The sequence below is a fragment of the Chitinophaga sp. 05T412 genome (assembly GCF_056396465.1).
The window spans coordinates 1-24,178 of the sequence record NZ_JBFTLN010000005.1; the positions used below are offsets into that span (position 1 = coordinate 1).

7 protein-coding genes are annotated in these 24,178 nt (G+C 46.7%); all 7 read right to left on the reverse strand.

Translation table 11 applies throughout. The annotated features are described in order from the left end of the window. On the reverse strand, positions 1 to 15,181 hold a 15,181-nt coding region (locus AC1DFM_RS12555; protein ID WP_477077081.1), incomplete at its 3' end, for an Ig-like domain-containing protein. A gap of 357 nt (positions 15,182 to 15,538) precedes the next feature. Then, positions 15,539 to 17,116 (reverse strand): F0F1 ATP synthase subunit alpha, encoded by a 1,578-nt coding sequence (gene atpA / locus AC1DFM_RS12560; RefSeq protein ID WP_477077082.1) that lies wholly within the window; start codon positions 17,114 to 17,116, stop codon positions 15,539 to 15,541. A gap of 83 nt (positions 17,117 to 17,199) precedes the next feature. Further along, complete coding sequence (gene atpH, locus AC1DFM_RS12565; protein WP_477077083.1) at positions 17,200 to 17,760, reverse strand: ATP synthase F1 subunit delta; 561 nt, start codon at positions 17,758 to 17,760, stop codon at positions 17,200 to 17,202. A 62-nt stretch (positions 17,761 to 17,822) separates the two neighbouring features. Next, positions 17,823 to 18,317 (reverse strand): F0F1 ATP synthase subunit B, encoded by a 495-nt coding sequence (atpF, locus tag AC1DFM_RS12570; protein WP_477077084.1) that lies wholly within the window; start codon positions 18,315 to 18,317, stop codon positions 17,823 to 17,825. A 112-nt stretch (positions 18,318 to 18,429) separates the two neighbouring features. Next, positions 18,430 to 18,687, reverse strand: a complete 258-nt coding sequence (gene atpE / locus AC1DFM_RS12575) for an ATP synthase F0 subunit C (RefSeq protein WP_089758700.1) — start codon at positions 18,685 to 18,687, stop codon at positions 18,430 to 18,432. A 70-nt stretch (positions 18,688 to 18,757) separates the two neighbouring features. Then, positions 18,758 to 19,912, reverse strand: a complete 1,155-nt coding sequence (gene atpB, locus AC1DFM_RS12580; RefSeq protein ID WP_477077085.1) for a F0F1 ATP synthase subunit A — start codon at positions 19,910 to 19,912, stop codon at positions 18,758 to 18,760. Between the two features lie 431 nt (positions 19,913 to 20,343). Next, a complete protein-coding gene (locus tag AC1DFM_RS12585) occupies positions 20,344 to 24,105 on the reverse strand; it encodes a DUF3857 domain-containing protein (protein WP_477077086.1) in 3,762 nt (1,253 codons plus the stop codon). Between the last annotated feature and the right edge of the window lie 73 nt (positions 24,106 to 24,178).

Sequence of the window (24,178 nt, forward strand, 5' to 3'; positions counted from 1 at the left end):
GCGTTACATTACCTGTACCACTGCTGCTACCTATTATCTGCGCTGCGCCACTGGTACTCGCTGTCCAGCTTACACCAACGAGTGTATCAGAAACGATATCGCTGATCTTCACACCACTTGCATCAGATGGACCATCATTCGTAACGGTGATAGTATACCTGAGGCTATCACCTGCAATGGCCGTAGCTGCAGCTGTTTTCACCACATGTACATTCGGTTTCTTCGTTACAGGGGTGATCACAGAATCACTTGGAATGGAATCATTCAGTATCGCAATGTTTGTCAATGAAGCAGCGGTGGCGTTGGCTGGCACCACACCCATGACGTTAACGACTATCGTATTGCCAGCACCCGCATCGATATTGCCTTTCACTAATAAGCTATTGCCACTGCCGCTGGAGGTACCTATTACCTGAGACGTACCATTAGCGGTAGCTGTCCAGGTAACGTTCGTAATCGCCGATGGCACCGCATCGGCAATGCTTACGTTCTTAGCACCGGATGGTCCGGCGTTCGAAGCCGTGATTACATAACGAATCGTATCTCCTGCATTCACGCTGCCTGCGCTCGTTTTGGTAATGCTCAGGGCCGACTTACTGGTTACTTGCGTAGTAGCGGTGCCGGTAGTAGTGTTGTTATTTACATCTGTCGCACTAGCCGTATTCGTGATGGTACCTGTGAAGTCAGGATTTATCTTACCTGCAATCTGAATGTTAATGGCGTTACCAGTACCCGCGGAAATATTACCCGTCAGCGTTACATTACCTGTACCACTGTTACTACCTATTATCTGCGCTGCGCCACTGGTGCTAGCTGTCCAGCCAACGCCACTGAGCGTATCAGAAACGATATCGCTGATCTTCACACCACTGGCATCCGATGGGCCATCATTGGTAACCGTGATGGTATACTTAAGGCTATCGCCTGCGATAGCTGTAGCTGCAGCTGTTTTCACCACATGTACATTCGGTTTCTTCGTTACAGGCGTGATTACAGAATCACTTGGAATAGAATCATTCAGTATCGCAATGTTTGTCAATGAAGCAGCAGTTGCATTGGCTGGTACCACACCCATAACGTTAACGACTATCGTATTGCCAGCACCTGCATCGATATTGCCTTTCACCAATACAGTATTACCACTGCCGCTGGCGGTACCTATTACCTGAGATGTACCATTAGCGGTGGCTGTCCAGGTAACGTTCGTAATCGCCGATGGCACCGCATCGGCAATGCTTACGTTCTTAGCACCTGATGGTCCGGCGTTCGATGCCGTGATCACGTAACGGATGGTATCACCTGCATTCACGCTGCCGGAACTGGTTTTGGTAATGCTTAATGCGGATTTACTGGTTACCTGCGTAGTAGCGGTACCGGTAGTTGTGTTGTTATTTGCATCTGTAGCACCGGCCGTATTGGTGATGGTACCAGTGAAGTCTGGATTGATCTTACCTGCTATCTGTATGTTAATCGCGTTACCCGTACCTGCGGAAATATTACCCGTCAACGTTACATTACCCGTACCACTGTTGCTGCCAATAATCTGCGCGGCGCCACTGGCACTCGCGGTCCAGCTTACGCCACTGAGTGTATCAGAAACAATATCGCTGATCTTCACACCGCTTGCATCGGATGGGCCATCATTTGTAACGGTAATAGTGTACTTGAGGCTATCACCTGCAATAGCTGTAGCAGGAGCTGTTTTCACCACATGCACATTCGGTTTCTTCGTTACAGGCGTGATCACAGAATCACTTGGAATGGAGTCATTCAGTTTTGCAATGTTCGACAACGACGTAGCGGTTGCATTGGCAGGCACTATACCGGTGATATTCACCACAATCGTATTGCCTGTACCCGCTGCTATATTGCCTTTCACTGATATACTATTACCGGTGCCGCTGGCAGCTCCAATTACCTGAGAAGCGCCATTGGCGGTAGCTGTCCAGCTAACGTTGGTGATGACAGCTGGTACATTATCTGTAATGGTTGCTCCCGCAGCATTGGAAGGTCCATCATTGGAAGCAGTGATGAGATAATGAATGGTATCGCCGGCGTTAACACTGCCCGCACTGGTTTTGGTAATATGCAGCGATGGCTTGCTACCTACTGCAGTGCTGGCCGCAGCGCTGCTCACTTTTCCGGCAGCATCGGCTACGGTAGCAGTATTGGTAATCCTGCCCACAAAGTCAGGATTAATTTTTCCTACCACCATTACCTGGATGGCATCCGCTGGGTTAGCACCGATATTTGCACGCAGAGATACATTCTTTCCGGTTCCCTGTGCGGCACCAATAATTTGTGCATTACCGGTAGCTGTAGCCATCCATCTTACGCCGCTAAGCGTATCACTTACCAGATCTGTGATCTGTATATTCTTCGCATCAGAAGGTCCATCATTAGCGATCGTAATATTATAGCGAAGACTATCACCCGCATTCGCGGTAGCCGGTGCTACTTTACGTATAGTCAGCGCCGTCAACTGACGGATCTTCGTATTCACCGTACTATTAATGGTGGTATTATCCGGCTTCCTGAGCGTAGCTGTATTCGTTACAGATTCCGCGATGGCATCTGGCGGTATAAGTCCATCCACTACAATCTGTATTTTATTTGCTGTTCCTGCCGGAATGTTTCCGTTAACGGTGATATTATTACCGGTTCCGGAAAGCGGACTGGTGATTTGTGCGCTACCAAAAGGAGAAACGGTCCAGCTCACATTAGTAATGCCCGCTGGTACCAGGTCTGTGATACTAATGCCACTGGCATCTGATGGACCCTGGTTCATAGCGGTAATAACATAGCTGATGCTATTACCTGCACTCACTGTATCAGGTCCTATTTTTTCTATGGTTAGTAAGGCCGAATTTTGCACAGTCGTTTTAACACTTGACGTATAAGCGTTACCGTTATCTGTAGCCTGAGCTGTATTGGTGATATCACCCACGAAGCCAGGTGCTACCGTACCTGCCACCAATACAACCACTTCGTTATCCGTACCAGCGGGAACGTTGGCAGTGAATGTAATTTGATTACCGGTACCGGAAACAGGGGTGCCGTTCGCCAATGCAGCAGTTCCCTTTGTGGTAATATTCCAGCTAACGTTTCCTATCTGCACAGGTACCAGGTCTGCTACTTTCGCATTTATCAGGTCAGATGGACCGGTATTACCCAGCGTGATGGTATAATTAATAGCGCTTCCGGCTACAGCGGTGCGTGGTCCGGATTTGGTGAATTGTACACCAGGTTTATTGATGATGTGCGTATTCACGGAATCGCCGGCCACTACTTTTTCATTATCACTGATGGTTACCTTATTCTGTATAATACCGGTAGCGGAAGGCGTTACTACCCCACTGATATTGATCAGCACATTCCGCTGCGGACCTGCCGGTATGCTGGCGTTGACGTTGATGTTGCCACCAGTTCCACTATTGACACCATTAACCGTAGCTCCCGTTGCCACCGCGTTCCAGCTCACCTGCTGAATGGTAGCGGGTACCAGGTCACTGATCAGCACATTATTTACATCAGACAATCCTTCGTTGGTAATCAATAACGTATAGTTGATTTTACTACCAGCAGCGATGGTGTCTGGCGCTGATTTGCTCACCTTTAACTTCACTTGTTTAGTTACGGCCGTGATCACCGGTGGTGTATTCACACTGTTTCCATTCAGTGAATAACTTGCCAGGTTAGTGATATTGCCAGAGAAAGAAGGCTGTATAGTACCACTAACGTTAATTACTACACGATTTCCTGCTCCTGCCGGTACACTCGCTACCAGGTTTACGTCGCCGGACTGATTAGTTACATTACCTCCGGTAATAACAGCGGCGCCGGTGGCCGCAGCGGACCATACCGGTTGCAATATCTGTGCAGGCAGTATGTCGGCTATTTTGATATTGGCGGCATCTGATGGTCCGTCATTCGTTAAGATGATGCTATAACTGATGGCATCACCTGCAATGCCGGTGGAAGGACCAGACTTAACAAGACGTAATCCTGGTTTGCTTACCACATGTGTTACCACATTATTAGAAAGATAATTCACCCCTCCTGCAGTAGCAGTGGCTTGGTTATTCACCGCACCGGTATAATCAGATTGTACAGTACCGGTAATCATCACATGTACTACGTTGCTGGTGCCTGCTGGAATATCAGCGGTGAAGGCAACATTACCGGACTGTTGTTGCAGGTTACCACCATGTACTACCGCGGCGCCGGCTGCAGTAGCAGACCATTTACTGTCTTTCAGCTGTGCAGGTATTACATCTGCCACATTCACATTTACCGCATTGGAAGGTCCATCATTATACACGTCTACTGTGTAAGTAATAGTAGTTCCTGCGGTAGCAGTATCCGGCGCTGCTTTCAGTAATCGCAGGCCGGTTTGTGTAGTCAGCTGGGTAACAACGGTATCGGCCATTGGTGTGCCATTGGCCAACGTAGCATTGGCGATATTGGTTAAGCTGCCGGTGGCGGCGGCATCGATAGTACCGCTGATGTTGACTACAATCGTGTTACCACTTCCGGCCGGTACATTGGCTTTGAAGCTCACATCTCCCGGATGATTATTAATATCACCACCGATGATAGCAGCGCTGCCTCCAGCGGTAGCTGACCATACTGGATTTTTCAGATTCACCGGTAACACGTCGGCTACGGTAATACCATTGGCAGCAGATAATCCGTTGTTGGCAATGGCAATAGCATAAGAAATTTGTGCGCCAGCAGCGGCTTTGGCCGGTCCTGACTTACGGATGGTAAGACCCGGTTTATTCTGCACCAGCGTGCGTACATCATTGCTGACAGATGTTTGTCCGTTACCACTCGCTACCGCATGATTGATCATGGAGCCTTCAAAAGCCGGATCTGTTTTACCTGCGATATGTACGGTAACAGATCCACCAGCAGGGATATCAGCTGTAATAGCTACTATATTACCTGCGCCGGTACCCGGATCAGTAATAGTGGCATTATTAATAGCAGCTGACCAGGTAACACCTGTTACGGCGCCTGGTATGGTATCTTTAATAGTAACACCGGTGGCATCTGATGGACCGTTATTATGTATTAGCAGCGTATACGTCATGGTATCGCCGGCAATTACCTGTGCAGGTCCTGATTTCACCACAGACAAGCCCGGCGTAGTGGTTACATTGGTACTCACCAGCACCTGTGCAGGTGTTGGATCTACCTGACCAAATCCGGGAACGGTAGCTGCCGCATTTTCTATTATACCTGTAGTGGCCGGATTTACGGTGCCTTTTATGGTGATGGTCACAACACCGGTGTAAGCTGGAATATCAGCTGCCAGGAAGATACCTGCAGCACCGGTTCCACTGGTAGGCGTAACATTGGCGCCACCGGTAGCCGTAGCGGTCCAGGTAACGTTCTGCACATCTGATGCGGCAGGCATGGCGTCTGTAATAGCAGCGCCGATGGCATCTGCCGGACCAGCATTGGTGACGGTAACCACATACGTAATTTCTTCTCCTGCTACGATATCGGTAGGCGCTGTTTTATTAATGCGCAGATCTACTGAATTATTCACAGAAGTTACTACGGTGCTTGAACTGCTACCATTGGCAGTGGCTGTCACTGTATTCGTAATAGTGGCAGCAGCCAGTACACGCACCGTGCCAGTAACAATGATGGTGATAGTGCCGGAGTTACTACCCCCTACCCTTGCAGTTAAATTAATATTGTTACCACTTCCGGAAGCAGCCGATAAAACACCTGCATTACCGGTTGCTGTGGCGGACCACGTTACCCCGGTAATGTCTGTTGGTACTACGTCAGTTACGGTTACTTCACCGGCATCAGAAATACCGCTGTTAGTTAATACAATGGTATACGTGATCTTATCCAATACATTTACACTGGCAGGTCCGGATTTTGAGATCTGTAATCCGAGACTGGTAGAAATAATGGTACTAATGGCGCTGGTATTATTCGCCGGATTCGTTTCCTGCACATCTGCCGGAGGCGTTACGGTAGCGGTGTTGGTAATAGTGCCGGTAGCCGCAGGATCTACTATGCCGTCTATATTCACCACAATACTGTTACCTGCACCGGCAACGATATTACCCGTCAGCGTAATATTGTTACCATTAACAACCGCTGTACCAGCGCTGGCACTGCCGGTAGTCGTCACCGTTACATTGGTGATAGCCACGCCCGCAGGTATCGCGTCACTAATGACGGCATTGGTAACATCCGAAATACCCCGGTTAGTGACCAGCAACTGATAACTAATATTTTGCCCTGCTGCAATATTGGCCGGGCCTGATTTCACGATCACCAGGTCTGCCTGTTTGCGAACCAGTGTAACTGTAGTTGAATTAACCGGATTCGTGTTTTCAAAATTAGCCGGTGGCACTACAGTGGCGGTATTAACAATAAAACTACTATCAGTTGCAGACGGATCAATGGTACCATTAACGGTAATGGTTATACTATTAGCAGCTCCGGCCCGCAGATTGCCGGTAAGATTAATATTGCCGGTGCCGCTCGCAGCAGAGACTGTGCTTCCCGTACCTACTGCGGTAGCTGTCCATACCGGTTGTAATATGGCCGCAGGAATAATATCTGTAATCGTGAGGCCCGTTACATCAGATGGGCCATAGTTATTGACCGTAATGGTATAATTGATTTTTTCACCGGCAGCAGCAGTACCAGGACCGCTCTTCACAATCCTCAGATTAGCCCGGCGCATCACCAGTGTATTCACAGTAGATACCACAGGTTGCTGACCCGCAAGCGTAGCCACCGCGCTATTGAATATACTATCACCGGTGTAGTTCGAATTTAATATACCCGTTACCGTTATATCAATATTATGACCGGCACCTGCTGGTATATTTCCATTCAGGCTAATATTACCGGTGCCGCTGGTGGCATCGATACTGGTACCTGTACCAGTGGCAACAGCCGTCCATGCGGGGTTTAAGATAGCAGGATCAATCACATCGCCAATATGCACGTTTACTGCATCAGAAGGCCCGCCATTTTGTAAGTGAATGGTATAGGTAACGGGGTCACCGGCAAACAATACCGTAGGGCCACTCTTACTGAATTTCAGCAATGACTGTGTCAGCACGCGGGTAGTAGCAGTGTCCTTTACTGGTATTGGTTGGTCTATGGAAGATGCATACGCAATGTTCCGCAATGGTACACCGGTATATGCCGGATCTATTACGCCTTTCACGAGGATAAGGATATTGCTGGTAGCGGCACCTGCCGGAATATCACCTGTTACGGCTACCTGGTTACCAGTACCTGTTGCGCCTGTAAGTACCACAGCGCCGCCGGTTTTAACAGCCGTCCATGTCACATTTTTAATAGCAGCAGGAATAGTATCGAAGAACTGAACGCCTGGTGCATCCGAAGGTCCGTTATTACTTAATCTCAGCAGATAAATAATATTCGCACCGGCAGCTTCCTGGGAAGGACCGGATTTAGAGAGCGCCAGCGCTATTTTTTTCACCACATGCGTCACCGTAGTATTGGAAGAAATAGATGGCTGTGTACCCGGTGTAGCCAATGCTAAATTGTTAAGATCTCCGGTAAAGGCCGGATCAACGGTACCCGTAATGGTCAGGGTAATCATATTATTGGCGCCGGCAGGAATACTACCCTGAACAACCACGTTATTACCTGTACCGCCGCCGGTTAATACCGTTGCATTACCCACTGCTGTAGCTGACCAGCTGAYGTTCTTCACAAAAACAGGCAGCGCATCTGTAATAGCTACCTGTGGCGCATCAGAAGGACCAATATTAGTGGTAGTAATAGTATAGGTAATAATACCTCCGGCAGCTACTGTATCTGGGGCTGTTTTCACGATTTGTATTCCCGGTTTGCTGGCTACTGTTGTGGTAACAGTATCACTGCGGGTGGTATCCCTGTTATTCACCACCGCACGGGAGCTATTGATAAACGTACCGGTAAAGTCGGGCGCAATGGTTCCGGTAACGGTAACGAATAAATGATTTTGTGTACCTGCGTTCACATCAGCCAGTACGGCTACATTATTACCAGTACCTGTGGCACCGCTATTCACGGTGATAGTGCCGGCAGTGGTTGTGGACCAGCTTACATTGGTTAACTGCGGCGGTACCAGGTCGCTAATATTTACATTTCTGGCATTTGATTTTCCGTAGTTGGTCACCACCAGTGTATAACTGATTGATTCTCCCGCATTAGCCTGCGTAGGGCCCGTTTTGCTGATACTAATCAACGGATCATTAATCACCACAGCAGATGTGGAAGCCGTGACAGGAGGCATTCCGGCAACAGTAGCAGTAGCCGTGTTACTCACTGTTCCAGCAGCACCTGCGTTGACAGTTCCATCTACATAAACAATGATACTACCGGTACCTGCAGGAATATTCGCTACCATCGCCACATTATTTCCATTACCTGTGGCGCCGCTGCTGATACTTGCACCACCGCTAACAGACGTCAGCCAGCTGGTAGCCTCTATTATTCCATTCACCGGATCAGTAATATTTACATTCACGGCATCAGAAGGTCCCGAGTTGGTGATCTGCAAAGCATACCGGATAAAACCACCGGCAGAAACACTTCCCGGTCCTGATTTAGTGATCTGCAATGATGGCTTGCTGATAACATGCGTTACCACGGTGTCTGATGGCAATGGCGTACCTCCATTGACGGTAGCAGTAGCAAAATTGGAGAGATCACCCGTGAAAGAAGGCGTGATTGTTCCGGATACATTGACGGTGATAAAGGCCTGTTTACCTGCGGGAACAGTGCCGGTAACGTTAATATTGCTACCAGTGCCGGTGGCGCCGCTGGAAACAGTAGCACCATTCACCAGCGAGGTAGTCCAGCTCACATTCGACAAACCTGCAGGAACAGCGTCCTGTATATTTATATTAACAGCATCCGACAAACCAGTATTGCCAACAGATATGGCATAGTTCAACGGCTGTCCTGCAACAGCGGTGTCCTTACCTGCTTTAGTGATCGTTACAACAGGTTTGTTAACCACCGTAGTGATCACTACATTAGAATTTACGACTGGTCCGTTATTCGCACTAATGAATCCCTGATTTGTTATCTGACCGGTAAATGCAGGATCTATTTTTCCAAGAATAATAACATCAATGGAATTACTATCTCCTGCTGGTATATTCCCTGTTACCTGTGCAATGTTGCCTGTGATCTGATAAGAAGCAACAGTGGCGTTACCGTGCTTGATCGCTGTAATTCCGGGACCCTGTATCATAGCGCCCAGTGTATCCAGCAATACTGCATTTAAAGCGTCAGAAGGACCTGTATTGGTAATTTTCAACAGGTATAACATAGAACCTCCTGCAGTACCTGTAACTGGTCCTGTTTTAGTAACTACTAATCCAGTGCGATTGGTAATCTGTGTAATCACTTCGTTTGATACTACCGGCTGCTGCCCGGTTACCGCTACGGTTGACGTATTACGGATACTTCCAGCGGCTCCGGAAAGAATAGTACCCTGCACAACAATCGTCACGCTGTTATTGCTTCCAGCAGGGATATTAGCATTCACAGATAACGTGTTGCCGTTACCGGTAGCGCCACTATTGATAACCGCATTGCCGGCAGCGGTAGCTGTCCAGCTTACATTGGTCATAGTAGTAGGACCTACCACATCTGAAATCACGGCCTGCAAAGCATCTGAAGGGCCGCTATTATTTACCGTAATGGTGTAAGTAATATTCGTTCCGGCATCTGCGGTAGCAGGACCAGCTTTTACAATCTGCAAACCGGGTTTATTATCCACTGCTGTTTTGTTAGACGCTGTAACAGTAGTGTTGCCGGGCAACGTTGCAGTGGCGGTATTTAGCAAGGTATCAGTGGCCGCTGAGCTTACAGTACCATTGATTTGTAATGTCACCACATTCGCCAATCCGGCAGGTATGTTTACAGTGGTACTGATATTATTTCCGGAGCCGCTGTTGGCGCTACCAGCKGCTACTTCGGCGGCACCAGCGGTGCTAACTACCCAGCTAACATTTGTAATAGCCGCTGGCACTACATCTGATAAAACAATTCCAACCGCATTAGACGGACCTGCATTCGTGAGTTTGAGTTGATAACTGATAGGTTGGCCAGCAGCGATATGCCCTGTGGAAGGCCCTTGTTTTACCAAAGTAAGCCCCGTGCTGCTTTCCAGCACAGTATTTACGGTATTGGAAAATACCAGCGCTGATCCCGGAGGGGTAATGCTGGCGGTGTTCGACAGCGTACCGACAGCCGCCGGATCTATGGTACCACTGATATGGATAGTAATGGTATTAGCGGCACCGGCAGGGAGACCAGCAGTGAAGCTAACATCACCATTACCACTGGCTTGCGAAGCCGTGGCACTACCCGCTGTTGTTACTGTCCATATAGGATTCTGAAGCACTGTAGGCAAATGATCTGCTACTGCAGCCCCCGTAACATCGGAAGGGCCATTGTTTACAATTGTTATATCGTAACTCAGTGATGTACCTGCAGCAGCACTGGCAGGGCCGCTTTTATTTACCTGCAAACCAAACTGCGGGGTCGGTGTATCCGTATCCGTTGCACTATTACCTGAAGGATTAATATTGTTATATCCGGATGGTATCACTACGCTGGCCGTATTGGTTAACGGACCGGTGTAATTAGATGGAATAGTTATCGTTAACGTATATACGACGGTGCTTCCAGCAGGAAGACTGATTATCTCATTAATAGGCCCATTACCGGAGTTGTTGGCCTGACCACCATGAGGAGTTACGGCAGTCCAGGAAGCGGTAGTAATACCAGCTGGCAGTGGGTCCTGGAAGGTGGCTCCTACAAGATCCGCCGGTCCATTATTCACCACCGTGATCTTATATTGAGTAGTGGTTCCCGGAACATACGTGGTAGTATTATCCGTTTTCGTCACCACCACTTCTACTGATTTGGTAACCGGCGTTACCAGCGTTGTAGTAGCTGGCGTAGAATCAGGTATGGCTGGAGGCGGCGTAGCACTCGCCGTATTGGTGAGACTGGTACCCGTAAAGGAAGAAGCCACAGTTCCGGCAATGGTCAATGTCACAGAAGCGCCAGGCTTCAGCGTTACACCGGTCCAGTTGCCATTATTATAAGTTCCTGCTGAAGGCGTAAATGTACTGGCAATAAATCCTGCCGGTAACGTATCTACTACTGAGAAGGTTTCTGTACTTAAAATAGTAGACGGACCATTATTGGTAACCGTTAATGTATAGGTCAGTGGTCCTCCTGCACTGGCAGTAGCCGGTGTAGCTATTTTAGCAATAGTAAGATGGGCCATTCCTTTCGTCACCGTAATGGTTACCGTAGCCTGGGAGCAAGCCCCCTGGTTATCACACACCTGGTATATGTAAGTATCTGTACCCACAAAACCCGGTGCTGGCGTATAGGTAAAGGTGCCATCCGTGTTCTGTACAACGCTGCCGGAAGCAGGTGATTGTATCAGTGTAGGCGATACCGTTATAGGTTGATTTTCAGGGTCGCTGTCGTTGGTTAATACGTTACCACTCACGGGTACATCCCGGATGGTGGTGTAATTATCATTCACCGCTATAGGCGGGTTGTTAGGTACAGTGCCTGTTACCGTAGAACTATTATTTCCGGGCACCGGATCTGGCAATCCTGTTGGATTACTAACAGTAGCGGTATTGGTGATCACATTACCACCAATGGCATTGGCGGCAACGGTGCCGGTTACGGTAATCACTATTTTATTGCCTGCTGCAAAAGGAATATCGCCATTGGCAGCTATAATATTACCAGCACCAGAAAGCGGGCGCAAAGCCACGTTGGTACCTGTAACTACTGAAGTCCAGGAAGCACCGGTCATCAGGGCAGGCAGGGTATCCTTCAGGGTAAATCCGTAGATGTCTGATGGCCCGGCGTTTTCAATGGTAATGGTATAGGTTAATGTACTGTTAGTTTTGTAGGTATTGCCGGCATCAGATTTTGTTACTTTCAGGTCTGCCTGGGAAGTATAAGTGAGTACGACAGTATCAATACTCGGCGGACAGTTACCATTGGTAATCGTCCAGGTGAGTGTTGCGGTGGTATTGGGTTGCAGAGTAGCCGTGGTAGTTGGTGATGATGGACTGCCAATCACCGCATTGCTGCTCACCACTGTCCAGGAGCCGCTGCCGCTGGCAGGCGTATTACCACTGATGGTAAATTGCCCGTTGTTATATTTCGTCTGGTCCGGACCTGCATTAGCCGAGGTAGGTGCAGCAGCAATAATTAACTGCATGGTATCGGCCGAAGGTGCACAGGAGCCGCTGCTGATAGTCCATACCAACGAATAAGTGCCGGGCTGCAGGTTTTGCACCACCGTATTGGATTGGGTGGCATTCGCAAAGGAAGCCGTGTTAGGTCCTGCGATCTGTGACCACTGGCCGGTTCCTGCGGTGGGTGTGTTACCGGCAAGTGGTGTACTGGTTGCATTACACAATTGCTGGTCGGGCCCCGCGTTCGCAGTGGTCGGCGACGGGCTCACATTAATCACTACCGTATCCATGGAAGGCGTACAGTTAGCATTCCTAATAGTCCAAACAAACGTATAGCTTCCTGATACTAATCCGCTGATACCTGTAGTGGGATTTGTAGTATCTGCAAACGTCGCATTATTGGGGCCGCTGATTTGTCGCCAGCCACCCGTACCGGTTACAGGTGTATTCCCAGCCAATGTAGCGCTGGTAACATTACACGGACTCTGATCAGGTCCGGCAACAGCCAGTGTAGGCAGGGCATTCACGGTAATCTGTACCGTATCTGACGATGGCGTACAGCCGCCATTACTGACGGTCCATACAAAAGCATAGATACCAGGTATCAGGTTACTGATGCCGGTATTAGCCACGGCCACGTTGTTGATGGTGGCTGTATTAGGTCCCGATGCCTGTTGCCAGTTGCCGGTACCGGATACCGGCGCAGTAGCCGCTAATGTAGTGGTAGTTGCACCGCACAATACCTGATCAGGTCCGGCATTAGACTGTGACACTCCTCCGCTCACAAAGGTGGTATCTCTCAAAATATTATTACACCCTCCTCCGGATGGAGCTGCATCACACTCGTGCAGCGGATCAGTAGGGATGGCAAGTGCAGGATCTGATGCGTCTATATCCAGATCAGTGCCTGAACGCAGCAGGCTGGCCTGTGCAATAGCCAGCATGGCGGGTGCGGGAGATGTTACGGTAACCGCAAAAATATATCTTGCGGTGGCGCCGCTGCTTAGTGTCACGGAATCTACGTAGCCCGTAGTGCTTACGGAACTACCGGTACCAAAACGGCCACCGCCTGAGGTGATGGTTCTGCTAACCAGCGAAATATTATTCAGGGCAGTAGGTACACTAAAGTTCAAACGTCCGTTTACGGCGGAATCGGGGCCATTATTGCGGATATTCACCTGCACCTGGTAAGGCACATTCAGGCACCCCAGCTTGCCGGGCGGCATGATCAGGGACACCACCTGCAAATCCATATTCCTGCGCGTATCTACCGGATCTTTGGCGGTATTGTTAGCCGTATTGGCATCAAACTCGTTGGTAACAGTAGCCGTATTGGTAATACTATCGGGTGCATTGGATGCAACGGTAACGGGTATACTAATTGGCGGATAAGCGGCGCCGGGGGCCAGTACATCCGACCGGATGGCGGTGATGTTATTACCAGTGCCGGAAAAAGCCCAACCGGTGCCGGAGGGGGCTCCTGCGGTCATCCCCGCAGGGACGATGTCCGTGACAGTCACCGTACTTACACCAGGTTTGGCATCAACGCCTACATTGTTGACATTGAGGGTATAGGTACCGCTCAATCCTTTTCTCAGATTACCGGTATGCGTTTTCGCGATGTTGAGGTCAGGTGCAATAATTTGTGTGCTTACAGACGAAGTGTCGTTGGTTGGATCACCATCACTGATGCCAGTTGGCGTAGGATCTACATAAGCTGTATTGGTGAGCATGCCGTTGGCGGGCTTACTGGCAACGGTACCGGTTACAGTAAAGGTAGATACACTATTGGCCACCATGTTGAGTGAGGCAGTCGATAAACTGGTACTGTTATAACCTGTTGCGGTGTTTCCGGTAGTGCCGCTGAAGGCTACATTGGTAATATTAAATCCATTGTTCGGCGAAAAAATATCTGTTAGTGGGAGATTATTAACGGCGGAAGTAGTTTCGTTATAAACGTTCACGGTATATACCAACTGATCCCCTACTTTAGCCACCGTTTTATTCACCAGCTTTTGTGTACGGATATTACCAGGTGTGGTAATGATCAGATTTCTCACTTCATGTTTGTTGATAGAGCCTCCGGTAGAAGCAGCGAATCCAAGTTTGAGTCGTGCAGGTGGCGGGGAAGTAAGTGTTAGGGGACCAAACAATGTAGTGAGGGTACCACCGGGTGTGGTGGTTGATTTTACGGTGAGTACAAATTGTCCGAGTCCATTAGGTTGTAGAATCACCTGTACTCTCCGGTAGAATTGGGTGGGTGTGGGTCTTGCCGTGAGTACCGTGGTATTATCATAATCAAGGGAGGTACCCACGTTCACGCCGGAAAGGTAAGAATAGTTAGGCCCCGGGCCTCTTGCAGAAATAAAATTAGGATATAGGGTTCCACAGTTGGCAGATTGTCCTCCACTTTTTCCTTCACTACAGTTAGAGTAGTTACCATATTCATCGATGCCTACGCCTATATAGCCTCCTCTGAGGCCGGTATTACCAGTACTGGTGGATTGTGCATATCCGAGGCTACCACCTCTTGAACCAAGACTGAATGTGGTGCTATTCACTACATCATCAAACAGGAATACGGAAAAGCCATCTGCGCCTGCAGTCACTTTTCGCCTCCAGGAAATATATTCAAAGTCCATCAGGACACCTAACGTAGAAGGGAATCCCTGGTTTACGAAGGCATAACCTACCTGGTTGGTGGTATCTTCTGTTAGTCGCAGCCAGCCCTGGCCTGCGGGATCTATTGTACCAGAGGTGAGCTTTGCGGCACCACCCAGCGTGATATTTCCCTGTGAATTCCCTTTAAAGTCCTGTGTAATAGTGAACTGCGCGCTGGCGATCAGGCATACGCATCCCAAAGAAAACGACAGAATAGTAGTCTTTAATGCGCATCTCAACGTTGAGATGGAAAGTAAACTTACATCCATGCAGTAAGGTTTTAGCAACAAAAAGGGGCGAATAAAAATCGGAGGTCTAACGTACTGTTCCAGCACAAGGACAGGGGCACATGACAATCATGATCACTTGTAAAAAGTCGTAGTAATCTAAAAATGAGAGGTTATGAACAAATAAAAATCTGTGTGTTTTCCGATGGTTGACCGGGACGTTTTCGTAACAAATGTATACCAGCCCGTTAAATAAATAATAAAAAAAAACGGGAATTTTATACCATATACAGGAATACTTATATATTATTAAATATATCAATTTATTTAACCCGCATAAAAAAAGGGCTTTACCATTGCTGGTAAAGCCCTTTAATATGTTAGGCAGATATTAACTGCTTATGCGAATCTTGGTTTCAGTTCGTTAGCCAAAGTAACCATTTTCTTGATACCATCTTCTGGCAGGTTACCTTTTTTGAACTCGCCCAGTACTTCTGGTAAACGCACCTGCATTTCATTCAGGAACGCTTCTTCGAAAGCACGAACTTGTTTAACAGGAACGTCGCGCAGCAAACCGTTGGTACCCAGGTAGATCATGGCTACTTGTTTTTCTACGGCATACGGGCTAAACTGAGCTTGTTTCAGGATTTCCACGTTACGGGCACCTTTGTCGATAACTGCTTTGGTAGCAGCATCCAGGTCACCACCGAATTTGGAGAAAGCCTCCATTTCACGGTATTGTGCCTGATCGAGTTTCAGGGTACCAGATACTTTCTTCATGGATTTGATCTGAGCGTTACCACCTACGCGGCTTACAGAGATACCTACGTTGATTGCAGGACGGATACCAGCGTTGAACAGGTTACCTTCCAGGAAGATCTGACCATCGGTGATGGAGATTACGTTGGTAGGGATGTAAGCAGATACGTCACTCGCTTGTGTTTCGATGATAGGCAATGCTGTCAGGGAACCACCACCTTTTACCAGGTGTCTGATAGACTCAGGTAAGTCGTTCATTTGTTTTGCGATTTCATCGTTGCTGATGATTTTCGCAGCACGCTCGAGCAAACGGCTATGCAGGTAGAATACGTCACCAGGATATGCTTCACGACCTGGAGGACGTTTCAGCAACAGGGATACCTCACGGTAAGCCACCGCCTGTTTAGACAGATCATCATAAACGATCAGGGCCGGACGACCTGAGTCACGGAAGAACTCACCGATAGCAGCACCCGCAAATGGAGCGTAGAACTGCAGCGGAGCCGGATCAGCAGCGTTCGCAGCAACGATAGTAGTGTAAGCCATTGCACCTGCTTCCTGTAATGTTTTCATTACACCAGCAACAGTGGATGCTTTCTGACCAATCGCTACGTATATGCAATAAACAGGTTTACCTGCTTCATAAAATTCTTTCTGGTTGATGATCGTATCAATACAGATAGCTGTTTTACCTGTTTGACGGTCACCAATTACCAGCTCACGCTGACCACGACCAACAGGGATCATCGCATCAATTGCTTTTACACCTGTTTGCAGTGGTTCTTTTACTGGCTCACGGTACAATACACCCGGTGCTTTACGCTCCAGTGGCATTTCGTACAGTTCACCTTTCAATGGGCCTTTACCATCTATTGGCTCACCCAGTGTATTGATAACGCGACCAACTACACCTTCACCCACTTTAATGGATGCGATTTGTTTGGTACGACGTACTTTATCACCTTCTTTAATACCTGCTGACTGACCCATCAATACCACACCTACGTTATCTTCTTCCAGGTTCAGTGCAATAGCTTTAACGCCGTTGCTAAATTCAACCAGTTCACCGTAACCTACGTTACCCAAACCGTAAATGCGGGCAATACCATCACCCACCGACAATACAGTACCTACCTCTTCCAGGTCGGCAGAAGCATTGAAGTTGCTCAACTGCTGGCGTAATATCGCCGAAATTTCATCAGGTTTAATATCAACCATAATTATGATTTTAAAAAAAAGTCGTTAAAGAAATTTAGTATAACGACAACAGCTTTGCGTGTACGCAGCGGCTGCTGTATTGATTAACGTATGTCAGATACGTAAATGTTCTTGTTAAACTGTTGTTTGATGTCTTTCAGATCACGCAGAATAGACGCATCAAACAGCTGATCATTTGCTTCCAGTACAAAACCACCAATCAGATCAGGATTCACAGCTGTTTCCAGTTGAACCTGCTGAGGTGTTTCGCTGGCGATCTTTTGTTTAATAACATCCAGTGTGGCGTTATCCAATGCAACCGCAGTAGTGATTTTAACCGGGCTGATATTTTTCAGCACCATGTATTGACGGGCAAACTCAGTGGCCATTTCAGCCAGTGCACTTTCACGGCCTTTATTCACCAGCAGGTTAATAAAGGAAATAGTAGTAGCGCTTACACGACCATCCAGAATAGCGGTTAATATTTTTTGCTTTTTATCAGCCTTAATGATCGGGCTTTTCAGCAAACTCACCACATCAGGATTGCTTTTCATCACCTGCTGTAAAAACAACATGTCAGTATGCACCGCTTCAAGCTGGTTCAGTTCCTGTGCCAGATCTATCAATGATTTTGCATACCGGGATGCTAAACGGGGATTCTGCATATAGCTTTTAGCTTTTAGCTTTCAGCCTTCAGCAATGAAGCCAAAGGTCAAAAGTTAATCTCTTAATTTAATTTGATTTCTCCTGCCAGTTGTTTCACGTAACCTTCCTGTGCTGTTTTATCAGCCAGTTCTCTTCTCAACACTTTCTCTGCTACTTCAATAACGAGGTTACCTACCTGGTTCTTAACATCCGTTAACGCAGCCATTTTCTGGTTTTCGATAGCAGTGTAAGCTTCTGCGATGATCTTTTTAGCTTCTGCCTGCGCCTGTGTTTTGGCTTCGCTGATGATCATATCTTTCGCATCCTTTGCTTCTTTCAGGATCTTACTTCTTTCAGCCTTCGCTTCAGCCAGCACGTGCTCATGTTCTGCTTTCATCTGTGCCATCTCTTCCTTCACTCTTTCTGCTGTAGTAATGGAATCAGTGATGGAATCTTCTCTCTCCTTCAAAGTAGCCAGGATTGGAATCCAGGCAAATTTCTTCAGGACCAGGAAAACGATAACGAAAATGATAAATGAAAAAAGAAACAAGCCTAACCCGGGTTGTAACAGATCCATATAATTAGAATTTTATTATTGTTGTTATATTGATACTAACTAATTTCAAAATTGGCATAAAAGATTACTGCATCCATTGCCCTGTGCGCCGGATGCAGTAAAAAGTTTCGGCTTACATAACTACCGCCAACAGACCAGCGATTACACCGAAGAGGGCAACACCCTCAACCAGCGCAGCAGCCAGGATCATGTTTGCACGGATGTCGTTAGCAGCTTCTGGTTGACGAGCGATAGACTCCAGAGCGCTCTTACCGATGTTACCAACACCAATACCAGCCGCGATAGCAGCGATACCAGCACCAACAGCACCACCAGCTTTAGCCAGACCAGATGCAGCAGCAGCCTGCAATAAAATAGACAAAAGTGCCATAATGAATATGTATTTGAATTATTAAAAAAGTTATTTCTAAAATTGGAAGCTGTCAGCTATTGCTGTCAGCTTAGTGATGTGCGGCATGTGCATCATCATGTCCACCTTCCATCGCCTGACCAATAAATACTGCTGTCAGGTTAGCAAAGATGAAAGCCTGGATAAAGGCTACCAGCAACTCCAGCATCATCATAACGAGATTGAACAGGATCGTTATCGGCATAAAACCAAAACCAGCAATCGGACTCATGGCGCCAAATATAAATATCAGGCAGATAATGCTCAGAATGATAATGTGACCCGCCAGAATGTTGGCGAACAACCGGATCATCAGAGATACCGGCTTAGTGAATATACCAATCAGCTCCACTGGAACCAGGATGATTTTTACACCCATAGGTACCGGAGGATTGAAGATGTGACCCCAGAAATGTTTATTACTGCCCAACATAATAGCTATAAAGCTGATAATAGCCATTGCAGCTGTTACTGCCAGATTACCGGTTACGTTCGCAGAACCAGGTACCAGACCCAATAAGTTGTTGATCAGGATGAAAAAGAATACAGTCAGAATAAACGGAGTATACTTAGCAGCGCCTTTACCAGGAATGTTAGGCTTTACTACCTCGTCACGCATAAATATAATCACCGGCTCTATCAGGCTTTGGAAACCTTTAGGCGCTTTCTTGGAACCACGTTGTTTGTAAGATTTCGCTACATTCAGCATAATCACCACCAACAGAATAGCAGCAATGAACATGGATGTGATATTCTTGGTGATAGACAAATCATAGATTTTCTCACCAGTTGGATTATCATTACCATCTACTGCAATAATATCACCACTTGGATATTTGGCAGCATCCAGCCCTTTTTCAGCACGGTAATGCTCAGTAATCAAACGGTATCCGTCATGCGACTCATGCCCATGATGGAAAGCGGAAGACATAAATACGGAAGTTCCACGTGTTGGGTTATGGATAATCACCGGTAACGGAATAGTTACATGTGTTTCACCCAGCTCGAACAGATGCCAGTCGTGCGCATCCTTTACGTGTCCGAAAATAGTTTCCTTAATATCCAATTTCTTAGGTTCAGCCTCCGTGCGCTCACTTGTCCCCTCACTGCCAGTAGCGGCTTCCACTACTTTCTCATGATGACTGTCCTGTGCAAAGGAAAAATTACTAATACCGTGAAGGCCTAAAACCATCACAAGTGCTACCATTCTATGTTTGAACCAATTGAAAGAAATCACCGTTTTCTGAAATTTTGCGCAAAGATACTCGTTTTTATCTTCAAAATTAAGCGACTACGAAAAAAAAGACCGATATATTCTAATTATATTGATAACCAGCCCCTTGCGTTTTGAAAAATATCATTTTTTTCGATAAAAAAAGACCGTTAAAATGAACGGTCTGCGAAAGTAATTCATATTATTATTTTCACTATTTGTTGAATCTTTTTTTTCCCGCTCCTAATGCTATCTTATAATTAAAATAACATATGTAAATAACAAAAGGGCAATCGGGTGATTTATTCCCCGTAACCATGGCAAGTTGGTTACGTAAAATAATTTCACAGTTATTGCCCTTTATAATTTTTAGGGAGATGGATACCTCTTAGTCACCTTTATTGACCAACAGGCTCCCCTTCCCACTATTTAAACGAAACATACTTTTGCTCCGCCTTTATAATTCCATTGAAAAATGTTTCCAGTTGCTTAAAGGCCTCCGGCGGCACTATCTTATTACAATTGGTTTTAAAATACCGGTTAATCAATAACTGGTCATCTCCCTCTTTTTTGAAAGCCAGCGCATAACTCATCTCATCCAACTGCAAACTGGCATTACCTGGCACCTGATCAAACTGTTTACCTGCCGGCAAACGAATACGAATCTCCGTACTGTAATCATCCGTGTTTTCATAATCCCCATACAGAAAAGGATGCACACGCGCCTCCGGTGTAAAAATGTCTGCCGTAGCCACAATGTCCATAAACGCAGGTTTAATCATACTGAAATCGCCCACATTGATCACATCATTTTTTACCGTAAACGTAGTCCGCAGCCACACCGTATCTTCCAGGTTATCCAAATTGCGGAAAGAAAAAGTATCCAATACCACCTGATTCTTAAACGTACCGCTAATGCTCTGCTGCACGGCATCCCTGGTTTCTTCTGCCGTTTTATGCTGATAGGTATGCCTGATATGCGAAGCCAATTCTCCACTATAGGCACATTCAGAAATAATCCGCTGATCACTACCCGTTAAATCTACCTGCAGGCGGCGGCGAACAGACTTAGGAGCAAAGGTAGCACCAGACAATACACTTATCTTCTCACCCGCTTTATAATTGTACGGAATATTCAATATCTGCGCACCCGCCAGGGCGGAAGACAAAGAGCTAAACGGCAAGGCATTATCCGTTAATTCCAGATACCGGTACACGCTGTCAGCTTTATATCGTACAATGCAGTGGTTAAAATCCATGGAAGGCAACTGCATGTTATGCTCGCCGTAGTCCTGGGTACTCACCAGTATCAGGTTAGCTTCCAGCCCCGACTTCCGCGCAAACGCCAGGAACAGGGTGGATAAATCCTTGCAATCGCCCAGCCGCGTTACCAACGTTTTACCCGCACGCTGCGGTACATAAGCACCCTGACGGAAGGATACTGAACTATAAGCAATATTCTTTTCTATGTATTCGTATATCCTTCTGGCTTTGGTAACATCATCCAGCTTATCCACACCTGCCGGGAAAATTTCCTTCCACGCCGTGTTAATCTCAAAGTCCTCCTTCGACTGTACCCGTGTAATATCGCTGTACCACTCGCCTATCACATCCCAATCTTTTACGGTCGACACGTGCAATACTTTACCAATATCATTCACACTGGGCATATACGATTCATTACGCAACGCCGGGATATTTTCTTCTTTCCAGCTGTACATCTTAAACTGCTCATACTGGCTGATCTTAGGCTTTATCCCGCCTCCTTTTACATACTCATAGTACAGTGGAATACTGTCTGATATCAACAAGTTATAACTACAGATATGCTTAGGCACATAAGAAGAAAAATATACCTTGTCCCAATACTCTCTACCCAAACGTCCGCGCCCATAACTGTTGATTTTGTAATTGAAATAAATCACATCTCCCTCATCCAGCTTGGTAAATACAATCTCGTTATTATTGGTTTCCGCAGGTATTTTTGATCCATTGGCTTTAATCACTTCTGCCTTTACAATTATCACGTCCTGGTATACGGTATTGTAGGGAATGGAAACTTCCTTCCAGCGGGAAATACCTTTTTTGTTATTAATGCAGATAGCAGTATTGATGGTTTGCTCGCCTGCACCTTCCGGGTAAATGATCACATTCTTTTCATCAAAAACATACGCATAGGACTGAGATGAATCACGGGGAGCTTTCAACGCGGTAGTAATCTCTTTGTAATAATCCAGCACCGGAAAATACTTATCCATAGCCGGTTTATTTTCCAGCGTCCGCACTTTTTCGCGATAACCAAATCCACCGGCATACATCGTCAACGCCTGCTTATAATAGTGGATCGCAGAATCAATTTGCTTTTGCTGAAGGAAGCAGTTAGCCATATCCCCAAATGGCCCATGACTATACGGGCTTATCTGATGCACGATACGCAGATAATGCATAGTAGAATCGTATTCCTGCCGGCCATAGTAAAACTTGATAAGTCTGTTATAAGATCTTACGTCAAACTCCGACAAGTTTTTCATTTTATGCATCACTTCCAGTGCGGCGGCTGTTTTACCCTGATTCAGGTACTCATCGGCCAAAGCCCCCTGCATATCATAAAGTGATCTCTTCTCACAAAATTTCTCCAGTACTGCTAACGCTTTAGCTGGATCATTATTCACCTTGCCTTCATACAGATACATAGCTTGCGCGATATCGGAAGAAAACGGATATTTTTCATACGCAAACTTCAACAACTGCAGCGCGCTATCTACTTTCTCCTGCGCCAATAATAGTTGTAATTTCCGGTAGGTAGTAAAACGATGTTCCCCGTGTATGGCAATCATTTGATTCAGCACATCCATGGCTTCAGTATAGTTTTTTTCCTCCTGCAGCTTAGTCACTTTGCCACCTAAAATCCAGTAATTATCCGGTGTTAGCATCTTCACTGTTTCCAGCTTTTCTGCTATTTCTGTACGGTCATTTTCGCTGGAGAGACAATCGATATAGCAGCTCTGCAGCAACATATCTTTCGGGTATTTCTTCTGCCACTCATACATCACTGCCTTTGCTTTATCCCAGGCTTCATTACGAACATACACCCGGCTGAGTAAAACAGCCAATGCCGGATCTGTTGGATGCAGTGCACATTCTTTTTTAAAGTATTCTTCTGCAAAATGCCCTACAGAAATTACTTCCGTTTGAGATAGATCCGGATGATAAGGCTCCGGCTGTGCTTTAGATGTAATACCGGCAACCGGGTTATACTGGTTGTCTGTTAACCGCACAATGAAATGGGGAGTGGTATTACTTTCCGTGTATCCCAGTTGTACCAGCACACGGTTGTAGCCTTTATTCAAACGCACTTTCGCTTTCCACCAATCCAGCTCGGTAAGTTGTTCTTCCGGCTGGCTGATGATCAGCTTATCATTTATCCATAGCTTCAGGGTACCGTTACCCGCCAAACCTACCAATGCTTCCATGTCATTGGGCGATTTCACAAAAGTCTGCAGATAGCCTACAGCGCTACTGGCAGCGAAAGAAGAGCCTACAAAATTCCAGCCTTGCCGGGTAGTAAATAATGGCACATACCAATTCACCGGTGCGTTGTTACTGGAAATAAAATTTTTCCCATTCGGCTGATTTGCCGGACCATAGTCCTTGTCAAAACCACTACCCATAATATTATCAAATGGCCCTACATATGCCCATTCTTCCAATGCACCCATTTGCGGATACAAGGCTTTAGCAAGGGGGCTCTGATTACTCATCGTGTAGTGATAGGCCTTAAAATACCGGGCAGCGGCCCTCAGGGAACCGTTAAAGTTCACCGTATCGGCTATAATACGATCCAGATTTTCCAGCTGTGTACCGTCTTTGGCGCCATACTCACCCAGCATCGACCCATTAAACCACAAAGCATATACATAAGGCGCCGGATTAATAAAATTGGTAAGCGGATTAAAGTAGGTGGTAGAAAATTCATCGGCATAACCAGTGCCGGTTTGTATGAAGATCAGCGTACTAATGGCGCTGTTCTTTTGTGGTCCGTTGGATTTAATAACTTTCTGTAAATACGTGACAGCCAGTTTCAGATCGTTTTTATGAATCGCTTCCCAGGCTTTTTCATAATCGCCTGCAAACAATAAAATGGGGCACAGCAACAGGACAAGAATAGCGTTAACAACTCTTTTCATCAGGTATAGGATTTAACTGCAATAAATGTACAAATAAATTTATCGCAGTTATATCCAACTTACGGTGTATACC